The organism is Methanobrevibacter sp. (assembly GCF_017940815.1).
Classification (GTDB): domain Archaea; phylum Methanobacteriota; class Methanobacteria; order Methanobacteriales; family Methanobacteriaceae; genus Methanocatella.
Window position 1 is genome coordinate 1 of record NZ_JAGAXX010000079.1, and the last position, 6827, is coordinate 6827.

At 36.6% G+C, this 6827-nt stretch carries 8 protein-coding genes and 1 pseudogene; all 9 read right to left on the reverse strand.

The features are described from left to right. Nucleotides 1-366 precede the first annotated feature (366 nt). Nucleotides 367-1149 (reverse strand): alpha/beta hydrolase, encoded by a 783-nt coding sequence (locus tag ILA26_RS09500; protein WP_292896686.1) that lies wholly within the window; start codon nt 1147-1149, stop codon nt 367-369. A 72-nt stretch (nt 1150-1221) separates the two neighbouring features. Next, nucleotides 1222-1797, reverse strand: a complete 576-nt coding sequence (locus ILA26_RS09505; protein WP_292896688.1) for a flavin reductase family protein — start codon at nt 1795-1797, stop codon at nt 1222-1224. After that, nucleotides 1794-2555, reverse strand: a complete 762-nt coding sequence (locus ILA26_RS09510; protein WP_292896690.1) for an EFR1 family ferrodoxin — start codon at nt 2553-2555, stop codon at nt 1794-1796. Before ILA26_RS09510 ends, ILA26_RS09505 begins: the two co-directional genes overlap by 4 nt. Before the next feature lie 31 nt (nt 2556-2586). Then, a complete protein-coding gene (locus tag ILA26_RS09515) occupies nt 2587-3366 on the reverse strand; it encodes an MBL fold metallo-hydrolase (protein WP_292896692.1) in 780 nt (259 codons plus the stop codon). Nucleotides 3367-3371: 5 nt separating this feature from the next. Continuing rightward, entirely contained in the window at nt 3372-3854 is a 483-nt protein-coding gene (locus ILA26_RS09520; RefSeq protein ID WP_292896694.1) for a ferritin-like domain-containing protein, read from the reverse strand. 72 nt (nt 3855-3926) lie between these two features. Next, entirely contained in the window at nt 3927-4376 is a 450-nt protein-coding gene (locus ILA26_RS09525; RefSeq protein ID WP_292896696.1) for a MarR family transcriptional regulator, read from the reverse strand. A gap of 8 nt (nt 4377-4384) precedes the next feature. Beyond that, on the reverse strand, nt 4385-5107 hold the full coding sequence (locus tag ILA26_RS09530; protein ID WP_292896698.1) for a hypothetical protein: 723 nt from the start codon (nt 5105-5107) through the stop codon (nt 4385-4387). Further along, nucleotides 5107-6555 carry an NAD(P)/FAD-dependent oxidoreductase gene (locus ILA26_RS09535; RefSeq protein ID WP_292896700.1) on the reverse strand — a complete coding sequence of 483 codons (1449 nt, stop codon included), beginning with the start codon at nt 6553-6555 and terminating at the stop codon, nt 5107-5109. The genes ILA26_RS09530 and ILA26_RS09535 overlap by 1 nt, the downstream gene beginning before the upstream one ends. Before the next feature lie 150 nt (nt 6556-6705). After that, a pseudogene (locus ILA26_RS09540) lies at nt 6706-6827 on the reverse strand (IS5/IS1182 family transposase); the annotation flags it as partial.

The window sequence follows — 6827 nt, forward strand, 5'->3', positions numbered from 1 at the left end:
ACATCAAAAAAAAACATGTTTTCTTTTCATATAACAACTTATATACCTTTATAATAAATAGAGATTATCTAAGAGCATTTGGAAAGTAATACAATAATTTTTTAATTTTGCAAAAAAAATTCCAAAAATACAACAAACCCCCTTAAAAGTGCAATTCATCTCCCGGCTTAAAAAAGCCGGAGAATTCTTGCACAATAATGTTAAAATATTATGAAATTTAGGTATGCCTAAATATTTATATATAATGAAAAACTACATAATACCAAAGAACAAAAATATGGAGGTAAAAATTATGATTATAGGAATTGAAAACCTAAAAGAAAAAATGAAAGATGAAGAAGATTCCGAATAATTTCTTTATTTTCTTCATTTATCAATAAAAGAATCAATTAAACTAATGACAACCTCTTTCTTTTCAAAAAATATTATATGACCCGCACCATCAATGATTTCCAATTGAGAATCATTCAATGCATTTGCAACTTTTTCTGACTCGCTAGGCGGATTGAGACCATCAAACTCACCAACCAACAGCAATACAGGTATATCTACCTTATCGATATCGCTCATCATATCATAGTGGGCCAATGAAACATAGATGTTTTTACGCTCCTCATTGGTCAATTCTGTTTTTCCACGGTTCCCCTTATAGTATTCAACAATCTGTTCGGGAGTGGTGTTTGGCGGATATACCCTTCTTGAAATCAATCGACCCATTTCCTTTAAGTCGATATTGGCATTGCCGTCATTTTCCTCAATTGCCTTTTCCATCAGTGAAATCTTGCCTTCACCCCTAACACCAATAAGAACTATTTTTGACATCATTGATGGATATTTCTCAGCTGCGGTCAAGGTGATGTAAGATCCCATGGAAAGGCCGACAACGACCGGTTTTTTAAGGTCAAAATACTCAATAATTGCTTTTAAGTCATCTGCATGACTGTCCAAATTGAAGCTTTCTGGCTTGTCGCTTTCCCCATGTCCACGAACATCATAGGATATGACATGATAATTCTGTTTGTAATGGTTGAATAGCGGATTCATGATTTCCTTTGTGGCAAAAATTCCATGAATCAATACCATATCCGGACCAGTACCTTCCTCTTTAACGGCAATGCTTATGCCATTAACATTGATTTTAGATTCCATATTAAATCACTAGTAAAGAGTATAATTTATATCCTTAAATAGATATGCATGCATGGAATCTAATTTTAACAGTTATCTGAACTTGATACCCGGCTTAAATGCATCATCTATTTTTTCACCGGCCTTAAAATAAGAATGAGTTATGTCATCATACACTAGAGGGTCAAGCTTTTCAAAAACAATCTTGTTTTTATCATCCAATACCTCCTCCTCAGCCTGAACGTTGACTATTTCACCTGTGATTTGAGTGTGTGAACCGACTTCCGCAATATGCATTACCTTGCATTCTACAGACACCTTGAACTCATCGATGATTGGTGCATTTACTTTTTCGGCCTTGTGATGATTAAAGTTAACTTTGGCCAATTTATCTGCATTATAACCTGTTTCAATACCTAAATAATCGACTTCAGCCATGTGTTCGGCACTTGGAAAACCGACACAGAACTCTTTTGTGTGCAGAATGCTTTTCAAGGTCTTTCTTTTCAGTGTTGAGTTTATTGCAATCATCACGGCCGGAGGATGATGAGAGCACATTGTCGCAAAGGCCAAGGTACAAGCATCAGCATTTCCATCTTCATCATAGGCACTTGCAACCACAGCTGGAGCGGGATACATCATTGTATGATTCTTAATGTTAACCTTCATTTTATCACATTATTACTTTTGATAATTTCTGAGATTTTAATATTTGGATTTCTGTACCTTTCATCAGGATTCAACTCATCGTTGATATATAAAGTATGTGTTTTGCAATGCTGCACACATCCTAGGCAGAAATCGCAGCTGTCTCCAATTACTGGCTTATCGTCAATTAACTCAATATTGCCTCTTGGACATACGCGAGTGCATATTCTGCAGTTGCTGCATTCGTCACCTACCTGAATATGATACTTGCTGGTCATTGTGGTTTCCAGTATCTCCTCTATGTTTGGAGCGGCTTCAAACATCTCCTTATCTAGGATGTAATCTTTTTTATTTAAAATATCTTCCTTGATTGGCTCAATTTGCCCATCGATATCCAAATCCTTTTTAAGCTCCTTTTCTTTGGCCATATCAAATACAGGCAGGAAGTTATCTATCATCAGAACTGAATTGGTATAGTTTACATGAATTCCTCTGCGGTTCAATGTCTCCTTCATTATCCTTAATGCATTCTGGTCACCATCGGAACCATAAGAAGTTATCAAAAAGAGATAATCAGTTTTAATGTTTGCCTTTTCAACAAATTCCCTTAATGTTTTTGGGGATGTTGCAAAAAATACGGGAAAAATAATTCCAATGGATTCATCTTCTATGCCAATTTCATCGTTTTTCATCAGTTGGGGAATGCTTAATAGCTCTCCACCAAGTTTTTTTGCAATATACAGATTATTGCCAGTAGAAGTATAATATAATATTTTCATTTAACTCAAAATAAGTAAAAAAAGAAAGCATCTATTCATAATAAATACTTTCAGGAGGATTTTCCAAATCAACAACAGCCTTGTTTTCTAGGTTTTCACTGCCGTAAGGAGTGTGTGTTGACAAGTAAACAGTAGGATTATTCTTGACGAATTCACGTACTTCATCCAATGTTTCACGTGCCTTTTCGATATCTTCAAACACGACAGAAAGCTTGTTTTCGTACAATGCCTCATCAGTATATGTGATATCTCCTTGGAACATGTAGAATAATCCATCGTCCTCTGCAATTACCAGACTGTTACCTGTTGTATGTCCAATAGCTTCGATTAAATATACGCCGTCAACGATTATTTGTGACTTTTCGAAGTTATGATATGCACCGTCAGTGAATTCAACAGCTTCTATATTTTCACCTTCATAGTTCAATTCACCGGCTTCGGTTTTGGAGAGGTACACTTTTGCATTAGGGAACTTCTGAACTTCCCCTGAATGGTCAATATGCTTGTGAGTTAATATGATTTTAGTGACATCCTCTTTTTTATAGCCTAACTTTTCAAGCTCTTCTACATAGTCAAAGGTCACGTCTCCCATAAACAATGGGGTGGATTCATCTGGTTCGTTTATAGGAAATGTGCTTGGCACACCTGTGTCAACAAGAATTACATCATCGCCAGTATCAATCAGATAATTTTGGATATTGGAACGGTATAATACAGAATTGTCAAACTTGTCCGGTCCTTCTTCACCGCCAAAGGCGAAACCTTGCCTCATGAACCCATTTTCAACTGTTTTGATTGATTTGATTTTCATAATATCTATTCTGCTGCAGTTTGATCATTGATTAACAATTGGGTCAAGTAGTTTTGTTTACCAATCATTTTGCATAAGTCTAATTGTTGTTCGCTCCAGTACATGTCTTCCTCTTCGTCCTTGAGATATACTTTCATCAAGTCGTAAGTGGTTGCGTCAAAGATTCCAGATTCCATCATTTCATTTAAGAATGCGATTCCTTCAACTGAAACTTTATAATCTGCTTCAATGAATTCGACAATGTCTGTGTAAACAGGTTTAGCTTCTTGAGCTTCCTGTTTGATTTCACCGCCCAAGTCAAGGATACGGTCCATGAATTGTTCAACGAAATCCATCTCTTCGGTTGCATGTGATGCGTATTTGTCTCCTAATGATTGGAAACCTAATCCTGCAAAAATTTTGGATTGGATTCTGTGTCCAAATGAGTTTGCGGATAATCCAGTTACAATAGCCTGTAATGCTTCAATTGTTTTTTCTTTGTCAGACATAATATTCACCTCATAATACTTAAGAATCTTAAGTCATTGTAAAATATTATGTAAAAATGAATATATATAATTTTAGATTGAATGAATGGTCTTTTGTGAATAGTCATACAACATTTTCTTGAACTTTTCAACATCTTCAGCAGAATAATCCTTAAAGAATTCGCCTTCCCACTCATACATGTTTTTAAGCAATTCAAAAACAAGAATTTTTCCATCATTTGTCAGGTTGATTATTTTACGGCTTTTGTTATTGACGTCCTTAACTCTTGAAATATAACCATTCTTTTCCAATTTTTTAATGATTTGAGCCACATTTGCTTCGGATACATACAATAGATTGGCCAAATCTTTTTGAGAACAGTTTTCATGATAGAATATGTTCATGAGATATGTCACATCCCTAGGAGTGATGTTTTCATAATTTTTTTTATAATAATCATCCTGAAGCAGATGAATGTAATCAATATACATTATTAAAGGAGTGAAGCTGATTCTTTCATCCTCAAAATTCAAGTAATCCATATTTTCACCTATATATCTAAATTGTCGATTGCATCAATCAATTCCATCATGTGTGAATCCTTAACATCCTGAGGGGCGAAACTGTATTCCTCAAAATAGAATGCCGGAACGCCGTTATTGTTCAACGGTTCTGTCAAAAATGGTCCGCTTGTTGTGGTATCGGGAGCATAATCATCAATGTTCGGACAGTTGTCTGCAACCTCCCTTGCATAATCGACTCCCAATCCATCCTTAGCTGGGCTGAAAACGAATGTTTTATATGGATATGCACCAATATTAGAATGGACATCAATAGCCATTGAGTAATTACCGTTCAGTATTTCAGGATATACATATTTATATGCAAGGTTCTGGCCATTTTGCCTGCCGGGATTTTCATAGTTGTCCAATCCGTCACCGTAATGGCCGACACCTTCAGTTACATTTATTATGTAAATGTCATAGCAATTTTTTAAATCAGTTCGGTTTGGAAGCAATTTTACCAAAGTCTCATGTGTCAGATGTTCTAGAGGATGAACGCCAACAACATATGCAATTCTTTCACCGTTAGGATTTCCTATGTTTCGGATAACTTCAACAGTGCCCGGATCATCGCTGTTGTTTGCAAGTGTTTGACGAATCTGCGAATTATCGCTAGGGCTATTGAATACGGTATGTTGAATAATCAGCATGCCAAAGACCATTATAATCAATAGCAATACTATAATGATAATTTTTTCATTTCTTGTCATCATAAATCATAGTGAATATTGTGTAACTTGTATAAGCATACTGAACTGCTTGAAGGGAATGCGTATATCATGTAGTCAAGCTCTTCCAAGGTGATTTTCTTGTTGATGATGAATGCAAACATGTTTGCAACGTTTTCAGCATCCGCAGCATATATCTCAGCACCAACAATTTGGAGATCTTTATCGACTATTACTTTCGCTTCTGCAGTTGTGTCGTTTTTAAGCTCCAATGAGTATGAGTTACCGTATCTGATAGTATGGACATCATATTCTTCGCTTTCCTCAGCTATGTATGCCGGAACACCCACTGTTGCAATTCTTGGAATGGTGTATGCAACGGCAGGAACAACAGGATATGTTATCTCATCAGCCTCACCCAACAATTCCTTTGCGAGGTATTTGGAATGGTGTATTGCAACGGTGACGAGCTTTGCGATTCCGGTGTCTGCAACATCTCCTGAAGCGTAAATGTTTGGAACTTCAGTCTGAAGGTGTCCGTTGACCTTGATTCCCTGTTTGGTATAGGTCAATCCCACATTTTCAAGACCTATATCCTCAACGTTTGCAGTTCTTCCTATTGCAGCGACAACATAGTCTCCGGTCAATTCCAATCCGCTTTCACACTTGACTGTGAATCCGTTTTCATATGCCCTGTTGTCAATTCTTGCTTCCGGATCCCTTAGAAGTTCATCAGTGTTTTGAGCGTTTTCAAAGTTCAATACCTTGCTTTCGGGATTATCAATTTCAATGTTATTTATCACTTCTGAAACTTGCTCGTTAAAGTGGAAACGAATGTTTTTCTCTTTTAAGATTTCTATGACTCTTTGGACATATGGCTGGTGGAAGTATTTCAATGCCATGTCTCCACGGATGATTACGTCAGCGCTCAGTCCTGCCTCGGCCAATATGGATGCGAATTCCATTCCGACAAATCCTGCACCGATTATGATTGCATGATTTGGAAGCTCATCCATGTCCAGATAGTCTGTGCTGTCATGAAGATACTCCTTACCTGGAATGTCGGGAATGACAGGTTTAAGACCTGTACATATGACAATCTTATCTGTAGTGTATGTTTCATCGCCTACCTTTACTGTATGCTCGTCCACGATGACTCCCTTGCCGTGAGCGACGTCAAGGTCATATTCCTTGAACTTGCCGTCCAAAAATGGTGCCATGTTGGCTATCCTTTTTCTCTTGAACTTCATCAGGCTCGGCCAGTCAACCTCAAAGTTACCTGACTTTCCAACACCCTCAAAATTGTCTGTCAATGCCTTGATTTCATATGGTGCGTCAAGCAATGCCTTTGAGTTGCATCCCCTGTTTGCACATGTTCCCCCATATAGACTTTCTTCCACAATCAGTATCTTAAGGCCTGCTTTTCTTAAAAAGCGTCCTCCTTGCCATGCGGCATTACCGCTTCCAATATAAATAACATCATAATCCATAATATTGCCTCAATAAATTACTTAAATATTTGTTTAAATTTATATAAAGTTTTAACTAAATGAGAACCATTGCCCTATCATCATTATTTTAAAGTTTAAACTAAATTTTCTAATTAAATCTCTACAAATAACTTTAGGGGCCTGAATTTTTTAGTTCTCAGATAATTGTTGTATGGCCGTTTTTGAGTAGTATCCTTGTGATATGATTAGGGCTCCTAAAAATACATTTAGATATACGGTTTTTGCAACTGATTTTGGTGTGTATTTGTGTA

Excerpts from the sequence above, each read along its gene's own strand:
- ILA26_RS09500 (WP_292896686.1), bottom strand. The coding sequence starts at position 1,149 with ATGGAATCTAAAATCAATGTTAATGGCATAAGCATTGCCGTTAAAGAG.
- ILA26_RS09505 (WP_292896688.1), bottom strand. The coding sequence starts at position 1,797 with ATGAAGGTTAACATTAAGAATCATACAATGATGTATCCCGCTCCAGCT.
- ILA26_RS09510 (WP_292896690.1), bottom strand. The coding sequence starts at position 2,555 with ATGAAAATATTATATTATACTTCTACTGGCAATAATCTGTATATTGCA.
- ILA26_RS09515 (WP_292896692.1), bottom strand. The coding sequence starts at position 3,366 with ATGAAAATCAAATCAATCAAAACAGTTGAAAATGGGTTCATGAGGCAA.
- ILA26_RS09520 (WP_292896694.1), bottom strand. The coding sequence starts at position 3,854 with ATGTCTGACAAAGAAAAAACAATTGAAGCATTACAGGCTATTGTAACT.
- ILA26_RS09525 (WP_292896696.1), bottom strand. The coding sequence starts at position 4,376 with ATGGATTACTTGAATTTTGAGGATGAAAGAATCAGCTTCACTCCTTTA.
- ILA26_RS09530 (WP_292896698.1), bottom strand. The coding sequence starts at position 5,107 with ATGACAAGAAATGAAAAAATTATCATTATAGTATTGCTATTGATTATA.
- ILA26_RS09535 (WP_292896700.1), bottom strand. The coding sequence starts at position 6,555 with ATGGATTATGATGTTATTTATATTGGAAGCGGTAATGCCGCATGGCAA.